Source organism: Streptomyces ochraceiscleroticus (assembly GCF_000720485.1).
Classification (GTDB): domain Bacteria; phylum Actinomycetota; class Actinomycetes; order Streptomycetales; family Streptomycetaceae; genus Streptomyces; species Streptomyces ochraceiscleroticus.
This window is the reverse complement of sequence record NZ_JOAX01000128.1, coordinates 1-292: the sequence shown is the minus strand read 5'-3', so window position 1 is coordinate 292 and position 292 is coordinate 1. Positions and strand designations below refer to the sequence as shown.

Here is a 292-nt window from a genome sequence, read left to right as displayed (position 1 = left end):
GCGCCTGGATGCGGGTGTGGAGTCCGGCAGCGTCATCGGCCCGGCCTGGGACTCCCTGCTCGCCAAGCTCATCGTCACCGGCGCCACCCGCCAGCAGGCGCTGCAGCGCGCCGCCCGCGCCCTGAACGAATTCACCGTCGAGGGCATGGCCACCGCCATCCCCTTCCACCAGACCGTCGTGAAGGACCCGGCGTTCGCCCCGGAGCTGACCGGCTCGAGCGAGCCGTTCCAGGTCCACACCCGCTGGATCGAGACCGAGTTCGTCAACGACATCAAGCCGTTCACCGCGCCC

At 70.5% G+C, this 292-nt stretch carries 1 pseudogene; it reads left to right on the top strand.

From position 1 onward, the window contains the following. A pseudogene (locus IG84_RS38600) lies at positions 1–292 on the top strand (acetyl-/propionyl-CoA carboxylase subunit alpha); the annotation flags it as partial.